A 16,657-nucleotide genomic window follows, 5' to 3' on the forward strand; every position below is an offset into this window, starting at 1 on the left:
CTCCGAAGTTTCAAGCAAAATTGGCTTCTAGCGCTTGATTGGCAAGCGCTAGCAGCTATCAAATTTGAAGCAAATAGATTCATGGGGTTCACCACGCTCTCGCTCAAGGGCCGGGCCCTGCGCCTGCTAAGCCAGCGGGAGCATTCCCGCAGCGAGCTGGCCGCCAAGCTGGCGCCCCATGCAGAGAGCCCCGAGGAGCTGGCCGCCCTGCTGGACCTGCTGGTGGAGCAGGACTGGCTGAGCGACCAGCGCGCGGCCCAATCCCTGGTGCACCGCCGTGGCCCCCGCCTGGGTGCAGCCCGCCTCGTTCGGGAACTGCGCAACCGGGGAGTGGCCGATGAGCTGGTGCGCGAGGCCACGGCCCCGCTGCTGGCCACCGAGGTGCAGCGTGCCCGAGAGGTATGGCAGCGCAAGTTTGGCCAGGTGCCGCTGGACATGAAAGAACGCTCGCGCCAGGTCCGCTTCCTGATGGCACGCGGCTTCACGATGCATGCCATCCAGAAAGCCATTGGTGGCGATACGGACGGCGACACGAATGACGAAGACCCTGGCGCCACCTGACCCAACCAGGCAGCGTCCGCAAGCTAGGCCAGGCCAGGCCCGGTCAGCGCTGCGTTGTCAACTCTGCAACAGTACTGCTGGCTGAGGGTGCCGCAAGCACCTCGGGTGGCAAGGGTACCCACCGGGCATCCAGGCCATTGGGGTCCACCACATACACGATGGCCTGGCCCGAGCCTCGGTCGCTCAGGATGCCAGTGATCCATGGGGCATGTGCGGACACGCTACCCGGTACAGGGTGCACGCTGTCCTGCGACACCACGCCCACCAGACGCTCCACCAACAGCACCACCGGGCGGCCCTGGCTCTTGACCACGACCGCCACGGCCCGCCGAGGGTCGGCCAATGCAGACAGGCCCGCAATGCGGCAGGCGTCATAGGCGGGCGCCATGCGGGTGCCGCCTTCGTGGGCAATCTCCAGCATGCCGGCCAGCTGCGCCGGGCCCGGCACCTGCACCAGGCGCGCGGCCGACATGGCCTGCTGCACGTGCATGCTGTCAATGGCCAGCAGCAGGGCGCCACAGGCCACCACACCATAGCGGCGCACATTGCCGCCCGCCCCCTGCACAGATGACTGCGGCAAGGCCAGGGCACCGCCGCTGACCACGGCGGGCTGCACGGGCATCAGCAATACGGAGTACACGGGTTCCCGGTATCCATCGTCGCGCTTGAATTCCCGGTATCCGGTGCTGACCGCCACACCCGCCAGATAGTCCCGCCCTTGCCAGTGCACGCGCTGCGCGGTGGCGGGCAGGACAGACGCAGTCGCCGCAGAGGACGTTCGTGCGCCTTGCCCGGGCTGCCGCCCTGCAGCCGCTGGTGGCACTGCGGCCCGTGCAATATCCGCCACAAAAGGCAATACAGGTTGCGCACCGCCCTGAGCGGCATCCATGCCATCCTCGTCTGCGCTGGCCAGCACGCGCCCCTGCGCATCGGTGAAGAAGCCGCGCATGCCCTGGCCCTGCGGCAGTGCGTCGCGCAGCATGGCCTTCAGCTCGATGGCGCAGTTGAAGGCCAGCGCGATGCCGCCCACCACCGGGCCGCCCGGCGCAGCGCGCAGCGCGGCGCAGTACACATAGGCGGGCAGCCCATCGGCCAGCGCCTGCGGCTGCATGGGCGACACGACGTAGGCCTGCGAACCTTGCAAGGCCAGAGTGCGCCGGACCAGGTCGGCATCCAGTTTCAGGTCGGCGGGCAGCGTGTTGGCATCGCAGGACACGGCCACCACGAGCCCCTGGCGGTCAAACAGCGCCACGCGCCGGTACACCGTGTAGAGGCTGTTGAGGTGCGCGAGGATCTGTGCCGCGCGCTGTGCTGCAGCGGCTGATTGCCCGGGCACGCCCCGCGCCTGGATGTCACCCAGCGCATGGGCCAGTTCTTCGGACAGCGCCCACCAGCGGCAGTCGTTGGCACGTTCGTAGAGATTGCGGTCCATGATGCGGACCGCCAGGCCGGCATGGGCCTTCATCTCGGCGCGGCGCCCTGCCAGTAGCAGTCCGCGCAGTTCCTGGATGGCACCGTCGAAGACGGCAATGGTGTCCTTGCCCGTACGCCCGATCTGGTCAAACACGGCATGGATCGACGAGCCTGCGCTCACCGCCGATTCGGCCACCTTGCCATTCCAGATCACGCGGGTAAGCCCTTCTTCGATGGCGCGGGCGCGTTCCACAATGACGCGCAGCATGGGATCATCCACCTCCATGCGCGCCGCCTCAGCCGTCGCCGGCGCGCCACCGCCCCCTGCAGACTCCTGCATACCTTGCTCGCCCTTGAACGCCGCATCCAGCCGCACCAGCGCCACCGCCCGCCAGGGCAGGCCTTGGTAGCCCTGGTAGCCCCGGGTGGTGCGCGCCTGCGCCAGGTAGTCGTGGCCCCGGTGGGTGCAAGGGCGGGCGTCAAGCGACTGCAGAGAGCCAGTGGCCAGGACCTCGCCCACCGAGAATTCAGCGGGCTTGCTGGACGCAATGACACGATCACTGCCATCCACGAGCAGCAGCGCCACGCGGTCCTCGGGGTCGCGCAGGTCGGCAAAGATCGACTCCAGCTCGGAATGGAGTCCAAAGCGCAGCACCACGGCCCCGCAGGCGCGCCCCTGCGCCGATACAACGCGGTGCACATACAGCAGCAGATCGCCTTCGCCGGGATACCAGTCCGAGGCACCGTAGTGCTCGCCATAGCCGGGCCTGTCCATCGCACCCCGCCACCACGAGGGCTCCTGCACAACCAAGGTCTCGGTCACCTGCCGGTCTTGCAGGCCCAGCAACGGATGGGCACATGCATCCAGCAGCAGGATGTCGTCATAGACGGTGTATTTGGCGCGGTACTCTTGCAACCGCTGGCGCAGCAGCGTGGCGGCATCGGGGTCGCCTTCGACTCCCGCAGCCTCCACAAAAGCCACCAGCGGTCCATCGGTGGCGATGAAGCCGACATCGGCCGTGCGCTCGAAAAGGTTGCGCACCAGAATATCGATGGCCACCTGGGCGCGGGACGCCAGGTCGCCCATGCGGTTGCTCAGGTGGGTGGTGGCAATGTGCTCCACCATCTCCTGCGCCAGCGTGGCGAATGCGGTGCGCGTCTGGTCCAGGGTATGCAGGAAACCCGCCGCCTCGGCCGGGCACACGATGCGTGCAGTGGTGTCGATGACCTCCCAGCGAAGATCCAGGCGCTGCAACGCAGCTTCGAGCTTCTGCAGCGACCGCATCTGCGGCGCCACGATGTCATAAGACAGTGGAAAACCCATCAGCCCCCCCCAAACATACGGCGTGCGCCAGTGGGCCTGGCGTGGTCAGCGGTCTGGAATCAGCTTAAACGATTCCGCCGGGGACGCCCATAGAAAAAACGCGCCAGGTCTGGCGCGTCGAAAACCTGCCGGGCAGACAGGAGGGTGGGGAAACCCGTAGCGGTTCAGAGACCGAGCATCAGCTGCAGGTTCTGCACTGCGGCGCCGCTGGCACCTTTGCCCAGGTTGTCCAGGCGCGCAATGACCACGGCCTGCCGGTATTGCTCGTTGGCAAACACGCGCAGCTCCAGCTTGTTGGTGTCGGTCAGCGTGTCGGCGGCGAGCTTCAAATCATCGGTGGGCGGCAGTACGCTGACCCACTGCTCGGGCGTGTTGGTGCGGCTGTAGTGACCGGCCAGCGCGTCGTGAAGGTCGCTGGCCTTGGGGGCTCCGGGCAGCAGGTCCAGGTGCAGCGGCAACTGCACCAGCATGCCCTGGCGGAAGTTGCCCACGGCGGGGATGAACACCGGGCGGCGTGTGAGGCCGGTGTAGCGCAGGATCTCGGGAATGTGCTTGTGCGTCAGGCCCAGGGCGTAGGCCTCATACGGCGCTGCAGTGCCTGCCTCGTACGCTTCGATCATGGTGCGGCCGCCGCCGGAGTAGCCCGACACCGAAGGCAGGCTCAAAGGGTAGTCCGCAGGGATCAGGCCGGCGTCCACCAGCGGGCGCAGCATGGCAATCGCGCCCGTGGCGTAGCAGCCGGGGTTGGAGACACGGGTGGCGTCGCGCACCGCCTGCGCCTGCGATGCAGCGAGTTCTGGAAACCCGTACACCCAGCCATCGGCCGTGCGGTGGGCCGTGCTGGCGTCGATCACCTTGACCTTGCGGCCCGAGCTGCGCTCGATCTCGTCCACCATGGCCACGGTGTCGCGCGCTGCATCGTCGTGAAGACACAGCACCACCAGGTCGACCCCCGCGATCAGGTCGCGCTTGGCGGCCGGGTCCTTGCGCAACTCGGGCGCGATGCTGACCAGCTCGATCTGCGGCATGGCCTGCAGGCGCTCACGGATCTGCAGGCCCGTGGTACCGGCTTCGCCATCGATAAAGACTTTGGACATGGAGGTGCTCCTGCAAAAAAGGCGGCAGCGGCTGCCGGAATAGAAAAGAGAAAAGGGGGGATGGGAAGGCTACCAGCCCAGCCCAGGGTGTAAGTTAGGCACAAGGATGGTGCATTGCAACATGATACAGTCGCGGGTTGCCATGTCCCAAGCCCGCGGCCAGACATCTGTTCATGGTAAACGGGTAACTACCACCCTTCCCTGAGAGAGACCTCATGAAGATTCACGAATACCAAGGCAAGGAAATCTTGCGCAATTTTGGTGTGCCCGTTCCGCGTGGCATTCCCGCATTCACGGTGCAAGAAGCCGTTGAAGCAGCCCAGAAGCTCGGCGGCCCCGTGTGGGTGGTCAAGGCCCAGATCCACGCCGGTGGCCGTGGCAAGGGCGGCGGCGTGAAGGTTGCCAAGACCATTGACGACGTGAAGGCACGCGCCAGCGACATCCTGGGCATGCAGCTGGTCACGCACCAGACGGGCGCTGAGGGCCAGAAGGTTCGCCGCCTGTACATCGAAGACGGTGCGGACATCAAGAACGAACTGTATGTGTCGCTGGTCACCGACCGCGCCACGCAAAAGGTCGCCCTGATCGCTTCGAGCGAAGGCGGCATGGACATCGAGGAAGTGGCCCACTCCACGCCCGAGAAGATCGTCACCGAGATGATCGACCCGCTGACCGGCATCACCGAAGCGCAGAGCCGCAAAGTGGCAGCAGCCATCGGCCTGACCGGTGCCTCGATCGATCAGGCCGTGGACATCTTCGCCAAGATCTACAAATGCTACATGGACACCGACGCGTCGCTGGTGGAAATCAACCCGCTGAACTGCGACTCCAAGGGCAACCTGATGGCCCTGGACGCAAAGTTCAACTTTGACGCCAACGCCCTGTTCCGCCACCCCGAAATCGTGGCCTTCCGCGATCTGGACGAAGAAGATCCGGCCGAAGTGGAAGCCTCCAAGTTCGACCTGGCCTACATCAGCCTCGATGGCAACATCGGCTGCCTGGTGAACGGCGCCGGCCTGGCCATGGCCACCATGGACACCATCAAGCTGTTCGGCGGCGAGCCCGCCAACTTCCTGGACGTGGGCGGCGGTGCCACCCCCGAGAAGGTGACTGAAGCCTTCAAGATCATGCTCAAGAACCCCAAGGTCGAAGGCATTCTGGTCAACATCTTCGGCGGCATCATGAAGTGCGACACCATCGCCACCGGCGTGATCACCGCTTGCAAGGCCGTGAACCTGAACGTGCCGCTGGTCGTGCGCATGAAGGGCACGAACGAAGAGCTGGGCAAGAAGATGCTGGCCGAGTCTGGCCTGCCCATCATCGCTGCAGACACCATGGCCGAAGCTGCGACCAAGATCGTTGCTGCCGTCAAGTAAGCCCGGAGAACACACATGTCGATCTACATCAACAAAGACACCAAGGTCATCACCCAGGGCATCACGGGCAAGACTGGCCAGTTCCACACCGAAAAGTGCCAGGAATACGCGAACGGCAAGAACTGCTTCGTGGCGGGCGTGAACCCCAAGAAGGCGGGCGAGTCGATCTTCAACATCCCGATCTACGCCTCCGTCAAGGAAGCCGCCCAGCAGACCGGCGCCACCGTGTCGGTGATCTACGTGCCTCCAGCAGGCGCTGCGGATGCCATCTGGGAAGCCGTCGAAGCCGACCTGGACATGGCCATCTGCATTACCGAAGGCATTCCGGTCAAGGACATGCTGATGGTGCGCAACAAGATGAAGGCCAAGGAAGCCGCTGGCGGCAAGAAGACGCTGCTGCTGGGCCCCAACTGCCCTGGCCTGATCACGCCTGACGAAATCAAGATCGGCATCATGCCCGGTCACATCCACCGCAAGGGCCGTATCGGCGTGGTGTCCCGCTCGGGCACGCTGACGTACGAAGCCGTGGCCATGCTGACCGAAGTCGGTCTGGGTCAATCGAGCGCCGTGGGCATTGGTGGAGACCCCATCAACGGCCTCAAGCACATCGACGTGATGAAGGCTTTCAACGACGATCCAGACACCGATGCCGTGATCATGATTGGCGAAATCGGCGGTCCTGACGAAGCCGAAGCCGCCCAGTGGTGCAAGGCCAACATGAAGAAGCCTATCGTGGGCTTCATCGCTGGCGTCACGGCCCCTCCCGGCAAGCGCATGGGCCACGCTGGCGCGCTGATCTCTGGCGGCGCCGACACGGCCGATGCCAAGCTGGCGATCATGGAAGAGTCGGGCTTCATCATCACCCGCAATCCTTCGGAACTGGGCAAGCTGCTCAAGGCCCAGCTGAAGTAAATCTCGCTGCGCCCGTCCGCGTCACTGCGGACACCTCGGGCTTGAGGGCTCGCAGAGGAAGGCGTACCCAAAAAAAGCGCCCGGAACCAAGGTTCCGGGCGCTTTTTGCATGGGAAGACCAAAGTGTGCCTGGGTGGCTCGTCGCATTCGGGTGACAAAAATGGCACACCCGATTCACGCATCCTGCCTGCCCCGACAAGAACCGCCATCGAATCCTCGATGAACCACCCGTCGCACGCGGTTAGGGGTCACACCAAGCCCCCTGGCGCCCCGGCTTAAATATTGCTTTGAACAGCTCTCAATACAGAGAGTGGAATATCAGCAAGTGGGACGAACAACCTCGGGGCGGTGGCTTGGCATGTGGCGTACCGATGGTTTGCGGGGCGCATTGGCTGCGGCGGTGCTGGTTGCACTGTGCGCAGCCACGGGTGTGTTCCAGTGGCTGGAGTACCGCGTGTATGACGCTGCGACCAGCATCCACACGCCAGGCCCCCTGCCTGAAATTGCCATCATCGGCATCGACGATGCCAGCCTTGAAAGCTTGGGCAACGGCCCCTGGTCACGGGATGTCTACGCCAAGCTGATCGATCAGCTTTCGGCGGCTGGCGCCAAGACTATCGTCCTGACCCCGTCTTTTGCCGAACCCCAGTCCGACCGTGGCCTTGCCTACCTTCGCAAAATGCGGGACACGATGGCGCGGGCGGGGGACACATCCCCGCTGGCGACGGAGTTGAGCCGCACCGTAGACGAGGCGGAGAAAGCTCTGGATTCTGACGCGCGCCTGGCCGCCAGCATCCAACGGGCCGGCAACGTATTCCTGGCTTCGCGCTACACCCTGGCGGGCGGTGCCCGCACGCCGCTGCCCGCCTATGCGCACCGCAGCGTTTTGCCGAACCCTGCGAGTTTTGCGATCCCCGCCACATCGGCGCAAAACCCGGTCGCTGAGATCGGTTCGGTGGCGGCAGGCGTTGGTCATCTTTCGGTCGCCCTGGACGAAGATGGTCACCTTCGCGGCATTCCCCTTCTGCTGCGGTACGACGACGTCGGCGTGCCCTCCTTGGCCTTGCTTGCGGCGAGGCACAGTCTGCACCTGGGCCAAAACGAACTGCGGGTTCAGACGGAGCCTCAGGGCATTCGCATGGGTGGGCTGCACGTTGTGACCGACGGTTCGGCGGTGATGCACCCGCGATTTCACGCGGCGCCGGACGGTGCCTCCGCATTCCCTGTGGTGTCTTTTGTCCAGGTATCCAGCGGCAAGATTCCGCCACAGGACTTCAAGGACAAAGTGGTACTGCTGGGTGAGACAAGCAACGCGCTGGTCACCCCGTGGGTCCAGTCCAGCACGCGCACGATGTATCCCGTGGAGGTACTGGCGCAAACGCTGTCCGCCATAAGGCTGGGCCTCGGGGTGCAACGGCCTGAGTGGGCATGGACGGCGTCCTGGGGCAGCGCACTGGGAGCATTGCTCTTTGTTGCGCTGGCCCTTCCGAGACTCTCTCGTCCAGCCGGGGGAGTGCTTGGCGCAGGGCTCCTGCTCCTGCTCGTCGCCACTGAGTGGGGCCTGCTGCGTTACGCAGGGCTCTGGATTCCTTTGGCGCCCGGCGTGCTGGCTTTGTTGGGAGGCATCACAGCCTTTGCCGTGCTGGGCAAGCTCAGCGCAAGAGGTACGCCCCCATCAGCGGAAACCGCCGAAACCGATCGCATGATGGGGCTTGCGCTGCAAGGGCAGGGCCAATTGGACATGGCCTTCGAGCGCTTGCGCCGAGTGCCGCCCAGCGATGCACTGATGGACAACCTGTACCACCTGGCTCAAGACTTTGAGCGCAAGCGCAACTTTGCCAAGGCCAAGTCCGTCTACAAACACATCCTGCAGCACAACAAGGGATACAAGGATGCCCATGCACGGTACAAGCGTGTGCGGGCGCACTTGCAGAAGGAAACTGGCGCCCCGTCCAGCACACCCGCATCGATTCCCCCCACCCCAGCGCCGCGCCTGCCAGGTGATGCCGCAACCGGCATACCGATGCTGGGCCGCTATCAGATAGACAGGGAGATTGGCAAAGGGGCGATGGGCGTGGTCTACCAGGGAAGAGACCCAAAGATTGGACGCGTGGTTGCCATCAAGACCCTGGCGCTCGGCGAAGAGTTCGAGGGCGACGCACTCATCGACGCCAGAGCCCGGTTCTTTCGCGAGGCAGAAACAGCTGGGCGCCTGCAGCACCCCTGCATCGTGACGATCTTTGATGCTGGCGAGGAACACGATCTGGCCTACATCGCCATGGAGTTCCTCAAGGGCGCAGACCTGGCGCGGGCCTGCCATGCTGGGCATCTTCTACCGGTGGCCACGGTGCTTTCCATCGGAGCACGCGTTGCCGAGGCGCTGGACTACGCCCACGCACACAACGTGGTGCACCGCGACATCAAGCCTGCCAACATCATGTTCGACGCCGCCACGGATGCCGTGAAGGTGACGGATTTTGGCATTGCACGCATCACGGATTCCAGCAAGACACGCACAGGACTGGTTCTGGGAACCCCAAGTTTCATGTCACCGGAACAACTCGCAGGCAAGAAGGTAGATGGCCGGTCAGACCTCTACTCATTGGGTGTCACGTTGTTTCAGCTGCTGACGGGCTCGCTGCCGCTGCGCGGGGAGTCGATGACGGAGCTGATGCACAAAATCGCCAACACGGAGGCGCCCGACATTCGGCAACTGCGCCCCGAGCTTTCCCCCGCCGCGGCGCGCGTGGTGGCCCAGGCCCTTCAGAAACGCCCGGAGGCCCGGTACCAGACGGGCCGGCAATTTGCCGCCGACCTGCGGCAGGCGGGCGTGGCAGCCGGACAGGCGGGATCGCCGGAGCCGGGAGCAGTCGTCTATGATGCGGACCGCGATGCAACAGGGCATGAAATGGCGGATTTTCAGAGAACCGTGATGGAGCAACCCGCTGGGCGGGGCGCGGCATCCCCGCCGATTTCAGGCGCCCGATGACGCTCGCCCCAACATCCATGACCTACGAATTTTTCGCACGCACCGACAAAGGCCGCGTGCGCACCAACAATGAAGATGCGGTGGCGGTCGACCGGGATGCTCAGGTCGCCATCCTCGCCGATGGCATGGGCGGATACAACGCTGGTGAAGTGGCAAGCGGCATGGCCACCACGTTCATCCGCACCGAGATGGCCCGCTGGTTGGGGCAGGCCGGCAGCACTCCCCAATCGACCGACGTGCGGCGAGCCCTGGAGATCTGCGTCGAGAACGCCAACCATGCCATTCTGGGTGCCTCGCTTTCCAACCCCCAATATGCGGGAATGGGCACCACCCTGGTGGTCGGGGTTTTCCACGGCAGCCGCCTCATCCTCGGACATATTGGCGACTCCCGCTGCTATCGCCTGCGCGATGGCACCCTGCAGCAGATCACACGTGACCACTCCTGGCTCCAGGAACAGGTGGATGCCGGCCTGCTTACAGCGCAGCAAGCCGCGCTGTCGTCCAACCGCAATCTCGTTACCCGTGCGCTGGGCGTAGAGCCCAATGTCCTGATGGAAGTCAACGAGTTTCAGGTGGCCCCCAATGACTTGTTCCTAATGTGTTCAGACGGCCTCACGGACATGGTCGCTGACTCTGACTTGGCGGAACTGGTGCGAACACCACTGCCTTTGGAGGAAAAAGCCACATTGCTCATCGACACTGCCAATGCGAACGGTGGGCGTGATAACGTCAGCGTACTGCTGGTGCAAGCGGCTGCGGGGGGCAAGAAACGCGGCCTTATGTCCCGATTGCTAGGGGCCGCGTAAGTGGCGCCGACTACAACAATTACTCATCACATCAGGAGTGGATCATGCCCAGAATGATCGTTTCAATCGACGGGGTTGTCATCAAGGAAGTGCAACTGACCAAAGAGCGCACTACGCTCGGCCGCCGCCCTTACAACGACATCGTGATCGATAACCTCGCCGTGAGCGGCGAACATGCCGTCATTCACATGGCAGGCCAGGATGTGGAAATTGAAGACCTGGGGAGCACCAACGGCACCTACGTCAACGCCAAGGCTGTCAAGCGCCAGGAACTGCGCAATGGCGACACCGTTGAGGTGGGCAAGTACAAGATCCGTTTCATGCACGAGGCTGAAGGGCAAAACTTCGAGAAGACCATGATCTTCAAACCGGGAATGGTGCCTCCGTTGGGCACGGCATCCCGGCCTGCCCCGCTGGGTGCTGCCACTGCCCCGCCCATCTCCGGGGTCATCCGTGTGATGTCTGGTGCCGCTGCGGGGCGGGAAGTGTCGCTGCAAAAGGTGGTTACCACCATCGGCAAACCTGGCGTTGCTGTGGCCTCCATTACCAAGCGGCATCAGGGCTTTGTGCTGGCCCATGTCGAGGGCCCCGACATGCCTCTGCTCAATGGTGCTTCCATCGGCACATCTCCTGTACCTCTCAAACACGGTGATCGGCTGGAGTTGGCAGGTACGGAAATGCAGTTCGAACAAAGCTGACGGCCGCACCCGGGCCTCGCGCCCCAGCTGGCAATTTATCTGCCGACCTTGTCGCCGGAACCCATGCAATCCAGACTCTTGCATCTGTTCCGACGGCACGCTCGCCGCACGGCAGTCACCCTGATTCCGTTAGCGTTTGCACTGCTGCACATTTCAGGCGCCCTTCATCTCCAGGTGCTGGAGCGGCTCGAAAACATCATCTACGACACCCGGCTGCGTGCGACCATGCCGCGGACCCTGGATGAGCGTATCGTCATCGTTGATATTGACGAAAAAAGCCTTGATAGGGTGGGGCACTGGCCTTGGGGACGGGACAAGCTTGCTGCTTTGACGCAAGAGCTGTTTGAACGGCAACAGGTCGCGCTGGTGGGGTTCGACGTCCTCTTCGCCGAAGCAGACGGAAGCTCAGGCCTCGCAAACCTGGAGCGGTTGGCCAAAGGGCCTTTGCGGGCGCAGACAGGCTTCAAGGAACAACTGGCGCGCCTGGCTCCCACTCTTGACTACGACGCACTCTTTGCCCACGCTCTGCAAGGCCGACCTGCGGTTCTAGGCTACTACTTCACCAGTGACCGGGACGGGAGAACAAAAGGTGTTTTGCCAGCACCCGCCTTGCCCGCAGAAAGACTTCGCGGCCTACCGTTGCTGGCAACCACCTGGGGAGGTTACGGCAGCAATATTGAAGAGCTGGCGCACGCCGTGCCCGCTGCGGGCTTCTTCAACTCCATCACCGATGACGATGGCGTCGTCCGATCCCTACCGTTGCTGGCGGAGCATCAGGGAAAGTACTACGAATCCTTGGCCTTGGCGATGTACCGTACCCTGCTCGACCAGCCGGAAATCCATCCCCACTACGCCCATGCCAATCCAGAAGGGAAGCACGACATACTTCAGAGCATCGTGCTACGCCAGGATGGCCGCGATTTCGCGCTACCGGTGGACACACGGCTTGCAACCTTGATCCCCTTCCGCGGCCCTGGTGATGTAAATGGCGGGTCATTCCGCTACGTGTCCGCGTCAGACGTTCTGGAGGGCAAACTGCCAGCCAACAACCTGCAAGGCCAATTGGTTCTGGTGGGCTCGACAACCCCAGGCCTGCTCGACCTGCGCGTGACCCCCGTTGGCAGAACCTATCCCGGCGTGGAAGCCCACGCCAACATGCTGTCCGCCTTTCTCGATGGCAAAAGCATCGTGCGACCGGACTACGCGGTAGGCTTTGACGCTGCACAACTGCTCTGCGCAGGTGTTTTACTCTCCGTTGCCCTGCCCGCGCTGTCAGCCACCTCCGCGGTGCTTCTCAGCCTGGGGGTGGTTGCAGCGCTGGCAGGCCTCAACCTGTGGCTTTATCTCGCCCAAGGCTTGGCAATGCCACTGGCGACGGTAATCGTGATGGCGGTACTGGCATTCGCGCTCAACATGGTCTACGGCTACTTTGTGGAAAGCCGATCCAAGCGGGAACTGGCCGCACTGTTCGGCACCTACGTGCCACCCGAGTTGGTGGACGAGATGGTCAAGCAGCCCGAAAACTACAGCATGCAGGCCACCAGCCGCGAACTGACCGTCATGTTCTGCGACATGCGGGGTTTCACCGCCATGTCGGAGCAGATGGAGCCCCTGCAGCTGCAAGCCCTGCTCAACGACGTGTTCAGCCAGCTGACCCACATCATTCGCAGCCACCGGGGCACCATCGACAAGTACATGGGGGACTGCGTCATGGCGTTTTGGGGAGCGCCGGTGCCCACCGCAGAACACGCGCAACTGGCAGTGCAGGCAGCGCTGGACATGGAGCGTGCGGTAGAGCAGATCAACCTGTTGCACCGAGAGCGCGGGCTCCCCGAGATTGGTATCGGGATTGGCCTGAATACCGGTACCATGTGCGTGGGCGACATGGGTTCGGACATCCGACGCAGTTACACGGTCATCGGCGACGCGGTGAACTTGGGATCGCGCCTGGAAGGCTTGTCCAAACACTATGGCGTGCGCACCGTGGTGAGTGAATCCACCCATGCCCAGGCACCGGATTTCATCTGGCAAGAGCTGGACCTAGTGCGCGTCAAGGGCAAAGCCCAGGCTGTGGCTATATATTCGCCAGTTGCCCCGCTGCAGACCGGAATGCCGCGCAAAGTGGAGGAATTGTCCATATGGAAACACTTCCTGGACGCCTATCGCGCCCAGGACTGGGCACAATGCGGCAAACTGCTGGTGAACTTACAGCAAACTACCGCGCCCTCCACCCTCTACGAACTGTATGCCGCCCGAGTACAAACCTTGCAAGGGCAGAGCGTTAACCCCGGATGGGACGGCGCCACCAATTTCGACACCAAATAGACAGGTTGGCCCATGAAGGTTCGTGTGCTGGGCTGCTCCGGAGCCATCGCCAAAGATTGCCGGACCACTTCGTTCCTTATCGACGACAACATTTTGGTCGATGCCGGTACAGGCGTGGGCGACCTCACATTGGACGAGATGCGCAAGATCGACCACGTGTTTCTTACGCATTCACACCTGGACCACATTGCAGCGCTGCCGCTGATGCTCGATGCCGTGTCGTCGCTTCGCCAAGCCCCTGTACACATTCACGCTTTGCCGCCGACCATTGAGGTGCTGCGCACACACATCTTCAACAACATCATCTGGCCCGACTTCTCGTGCATCCCGTCGGCAGACTGTCCATTCATGCGGTTTTGTCCGCTCAATGTGGGCGAACAATGCACCACCGCTGGAGTGGTCGTGGAGGCCCTTCCGGCCGTCCACACCGTGCCCGCCGTGGGCTACGCCGTTCAGGGACTCAAAGGATGGTGGGTCTTCAGCGGCGACACTGAACGAAACCCGGCCTTCTGGGAGCGTGTGAACCAGCTGCCCATTTCCATGCTCGTCATGGAAACCGCATTCAGCGAACGTGAAAGCGCACTGGCCCGGCGTAGCTTGCACCTGTCGCCACGGACGCTGCTGGCAGAACTGCGCTTGTGCGAACAGCTGGGCTGTCAGGTGTACATCACCCACACCAAGCCGGCTGAAACGGAGGTCATCATGGGCGAGATACGCAAGCTGCTCGCAGACGAGGCCGCCAAACCTTCGGACGAGAGTTCCCCATTCAGCATTCAGTGGTTACAGGCAGGGCAGGAATTCACCTTGTAGCCAGCGTCTTTCGCGCCACCGCCCTCTCGTGGGCCGCTCTGCCTCAATGACAAATCCCGCACAGCTTGCAACCAAATATGCACTTAGCGACAGTCGTGACAGGACAAAAATGTCACTTATAGTCTGCTGCAACCGGATATTGACGTATGTGACCATACAGCGAGCCGGGTTCATGAAGGGTAGAGACCGGTGCCTGCAGGAGCATCCAGCTGGCACGAGAAATGCTGTATCCAGATCACACCTGGAGAATTCTTCTGCAGGTTGTTAATTGCAATCGACCTCCAAGGAGTTTCTTATGAAGCGTAATCTGCAAAAGGGTTTCACACTCATCGAACTGATGATCGTTGTGGCCATCATCGGTATTCTGGCTGCCGTGGCGCTGCCTGCGTACCAAGACTACACCATCCGCGCCAAGGTTTCTGAAGGCCTGAGCTTGGCATCGGCCGCGAAGACGGCAGTTGCGGAAACATTTGCGAATACCACGCAAGGTACTATTGAAGCCTATGCAGGCGTCGGTCCGATTACCGCTCCCGCGCTTGGTAACACAACGTATGGGTATGAATATACCGCCGGCACCAATGTGGCGACGATTGCAATTGCGGCAACTCCCGTCGCTGCGCCCACAGCCACTTCTGGTCGGATCACCATTACCTACGCCGGCACCCTTGGCACCACTCTGGGCAACCCACTGGTGCTGACCCCCGGCTCTGGCACAGTCACCAATTCCGCCGTGCCGTCTGCCGTTTTGGTATCAGGTGCTCCAGTTGTGTGGGGTTGCGGCATTGCTGCCACCGCATCTTTTAAGTATGTTCCGGCAAACTGCCGCTTTAACAATCTCTAATATTGACGAGATGAGAGAGGCCGCCTTGTGCGGCCTTTTTTTTGGCGAAACACATTTGAATGCCGCTGTGCTTTCATTCGTCACTCATTCAAGTCAAGTGCTACTTCGGCTGTATGGAGGAAGAGGGCATGAAAAAGCACCTTCAATCGGGATTCACTTTGATCGAGTTAATGATCGTGGTAGCCATCATCGGCATTTTGGCGGCGGTGGCTCTGCCCATGTATCAAGACTACACCATTCGTGCCCGGGTGACGGAAGGCCTTAGCCTGGCAGGCACGGCCAAGACGGCGGTGGTGGATTCGTTCTTTACAGTGCCAAGCGGTGGCATCTTGCCCTACCCCGGCACAGGCGCCCCGGTGGCGGGCAGTTATGGTTTCCAATACACCCCAGGCACACATGTCACCTCGATTGCCATTGGCGCCATCGCCGATGTCGCCGCGCCCGTGTTGCCCGAAGGCCGCATTACGATCAGCTTTGGGGGTGGCGTGGGTTCAGTATTGGGGACTCCGCTGGTTCTGACCCCCGGCAGCGGTACGGTGAGTAACGCGGCGGTCCCTGCTGCGCCGCTAGCCGCAAGAGCTCCTGTAGTGTGGGGTTGTGGAGTGGCCTTGACGTCCGCCTTCCGCTACGTGCCGGCCAATTGCCGCTATCCCCTCTGATATGCGGCTGTGGTTTATAGGGGTTTGCATTCTTTACGTTTGATGTTGGCCTATTTTTCTCCAATGCGTATCCGCTACCGGGCGGCCTTGAAGGCTGCGGCCACACACTTGCTCGTGACCATCTTGGTAGCGACGCTGGCCGCAGTTCTGGTTTTTTATGTTTGGTATCCCTGGCCGTTCTATGAAATCGTGTCAGGCCGTGAACTGTTTTGGTTGGTAATAGGGGTGGACGTGGTGTGCGGACCGTTGCTGACCCTGGTGTTGTGGAATCCAGCTAAGTCGGCAAAAGAACTGACCCTAGACATGTCACTAGTCGGTTTGGTGCAGGTTGCAGCGCTGACCTACGGAATGAGCACCGTGACGGACACCCGGCCAGTACGCTTGGTGTTCGAGGTGGACCGGATCCGCTTGGTTTCGGCGTCGGAAATCAACCCCGCCCAGTTGGAGCTTGCAGTCAAGGGCCTTCATAAGCTCCCCTGGACGGGGCCAGTACTCGTAGGCATCCGGCAACCCAAAGACAATCAGGAGATGATGGAAAGCATCGACCTGTCACTGAAAGGGCTGGAGCCTTCGCTGCGGCCGGACTGGTGGCAAACATATGATCTGTCGGTTCCGGAAGTGCTGAAGGCGGGGCGTTCAATAGCCGTCTTGAGAGCAAATCGTCCAGCAGATGCAGAACGAATAGACGCTGCAGTACGAGCCGCTAAATCCCCTGAGTCCGATCTGCTCTGGCTGCCGCTGACAGCGGGGCGTAGCTCTGATTGGGTAGTTTTGCTTCACAAAGCATCTGCCTTGCCCGTGTCTTACGCCCGCGTTGATGGATTTTTCTGATGGCGCGAATGCCTC

The 16,657-nt window shown here is 62.2% G+C and carries 13 protein-coding genes; 11 read left to right on the forward strand and 2 right to left on the reverse strand.

Annotation, left to right across the window (positions count from 1 at the left end; all coding sequences use genetic code 11):
* Positions 1-81 precede the first annotated feature (81 nt).
* Positions 82-561 (forward strand): recombination regulator RecX, encoded by a 480-nt coding sequence (recX, locus tag KW832_RS16760; protein ID WP_176887505.1) that lies wholly within the window; start codon positions 82-84, stop codon positions 559-561.
* A gap of 43 nt (positions 562-604) precedes the next feature.
* On the opposite strand, the gene KW832_RS16765 is transcribed toward recX, so the two are convergent.
* Entirely contained in the window at positions 605-3,298 is a 2,694-nt protein-coding gene (locus KW832_RS16765; RefSeq protein WP_218300862.1) for a chemotaxis protein CheW, read from the reverse strand.
* Positions 3,299-3,462: 164 nt separating this feature from the next.
* Positions 3,463-4,395, reverse strand: coding sequence for an N-acetyl-gamma-glutamyl-phosphate reductase (gene argC / locus KW832_RS16770; RefSeq protein ID WP_121421575.1), 933 nt, complete (start codon positions 4,393-4,395; stop codon positions 3,463-3,465).
* Positions 4,396-4,610: 215 nt separating this feature from the next.
* On the opposite strand from argC, the gene sucC reads away from it, so the two are divergent.
* The 10 genes from sucC to tfpZ all read left to right on the forward strand — a co-directional run bounded on the left by sucC (position 4,611) and on the right by tfpZ (position 16,642).
* Entirely contained in the window at positions 4,611-5,771 is a 1,161-nt protein-coding gene (gene sucC, locus KW832_RS16775; protein WP_218300861.1) for an ADP-forming succinate--CoA ligase subunit beta, read from the forward strand.
* Between the two features lie 15 nt (positions 5,772-5,786).
* Complete coding sequence (gene sucD, locus KW832_RS16780; protein ID WP_056056609.1) at positions 5,787-6,683, forward strand: succinate--CoA ligase subunit alpha; 897 nt, start codon at positions 5,787-5,789, stop codon at positions 6,681-6,683.
* 358 nt (positions 6,684-7,041) lie between these two features.
* On the forward strand, positions 7,042-9,672 hold the full coding sequence (locus KW832_RS16785) for a CHASE2 domain-containing serine/threonine-protein kinase (RefSeq protein ID WP_218300860.1): 2,631 nt from the start codon (positions 7,042-7,044) through the stop codon (positions 9,670-9,672).
* Between the two features lie 17 nt (positions 9,673-9,689).
* Complete coding sequence (locus KW832_RS16790) at positions 9,690-10,478, forward strand: Stp1/IreP family PP2C-type Ser/Thr phosphatase (protein ID WP_218300859.1); 789 nt, start codon at positions 9,690-9,692, stop codon at positions 10,476-10,478.
* Positions 10,479-10,522: 44 nt separating this feature from the next.
* Complete coding sequence (locus KW832_RS16795) at positions 10,523-11,176, forward strand: FHA domain-containing protein (RefSeq protein WP_218300858.1); 654 nt, start codon at positions 10,523-10,525, stop codon at positions 11,174-11,176.
* Between the two features lie 63 nt (positions 11,177-11,239).
* Positions 11,240-13,501 (forward strand): CHASE2 domain-containing protein, encoded by a 2,262-nt coding sequence (locus KW832_RS16800; RefSeq protein ID WP_218300857.1) that lies wholly within the window; start codon positions 11,240-11,242, stop codon positions 13,499-13,501.
* A 12-nt stretch (positions 13,502-13,513) separates the two neighbouring features.
* Complete coding sequence (locus KW832_RS16805) at positions 13,514-14,311, forward strand: 3',5'-cyclic-nucleotide phosphodiesterase (protein WP_218300856.1); 798 nt, start codon at positions 13,514-13,516, stop codon at positions 14,309-14,311.
* A 295-nt stretch (positions 14,312-14,606) separates the two neighbouring features.
* The gene (locus KW832_RS16810; RefSeq protein WP_218300855.1) at positions 14,607-15,152 is read left to right on the forward strand and encodes a pilin; all 546 of its coding nucleotides are present in this window, start codon (positions 14,607-14,609) and stop codon (positions 15,150-15,152) included.
* A 128-nt stretch (positions 15,153-15,280) separates the two neighbouring features.
* Positions 15,281-15,811 (forward strand): pilin, encoded by a 531-nt coding sequence (locus tag KW832_RS16815; RefSeq protein ID WP_218300854.1) that lies wholly within the window; start codon positions 15,281-15,283, stop codon positions 15,809-15,811.
* A gap of 42 nt (positions 15,812-15,853) precedes the next feature.
* Positions 15,854-16,642: a TfpX/TfpZ family type IV pilin accessory protein gene (tfpZ, locus tag KW832_RS16820; protein WP_255577799.1), complete on the forward strand. Its 789-nt coding sequence runs from the start codon at positions 15,854-15,856 to the stop codon at positions 16,640-16,642.
* Positions 16,643-16,657 lie beyond the last annotated feature (15 nt).

Source organism: Acidovorax sp. sif0632 (assembly GCF_019218805.1).
Classification (GTDB): Bacteria; Pseudomonadota; Gammaproteobacteria; order Burkholderiales; family Burkholderiaceae_C; genus Acidovorax; species Acidovorax facilis.